Below are 543 nucleotides of genomic sequence, written 5' to 3'. Positions count from 1 at the left end.
GAGGGCTAGGGTGAGGGCTGCGATCTGAAGTGTGTTTAAAAAAGTGTCTGAATCAGCGGAACCTTCCCACAATGTTTTCAGGTTGTCCGTCGGACGTCCGCTCTCTAGCCTATGTTCGTCGCTGCTAGCCTATGTTCGTCGCTGCCAACTATGTTCGTCGCTGCCAATTCAATGTTCGTCGCTGCCAATTCAGCGGTCGCTGCCAATTCAGCGACGCTGCCAATTCAGCGACCGGGCATGGAAACCCGAAGACACGAGAGAGCAGATACGCCTTTCATAACGTATGCTTGCGCACTTTCATTGTGTGCACTCTGTTATGGCGGTTGTGCGCGGGAGACATTCGTGTCTGCCGGGTTGCTCTCTCCCGGATTTCCAGCCTGCGTACAGCTGCCACCCATTTTTCCTGGAAGTCGAATGGGCCAGCTGAAACTATCAATGAGAGAGAATTACCATGAAAAAACCAACACCCAACCCCCCAGAATCAGACACCAACACCACATCCCCCTACGCCTCAGTCGACAGCAAAAAACTCCACGAAGCCGC

1 pseudogene is annotated in these 543 nt (G+C 53.2%); it reads left to right on the top strand.

The features are described 5' to 3' along the window. Window positions 1-451 precede the first annotated feature (451 nt). Window positions 452-543: pseudogene (locus tag PMI23_RS30460) on the top strand (DUF6124 family protein); the annotation flags it as partial.

The sequence above is a fragment of the Pseudomonas sp. GM24 genome (genome assembly GCF_000282235.1).
Lineage (GTDB): Bacteria > Pseudomonadota > Gammaproteobacteria > Pseudomonadales > Pseudomonadaceae > Aquipseudomonas.
Note: the sequence above shows the minus strand (reverse complement) of the source record. Positions and strands in the feature narration are given on the sequence as shown.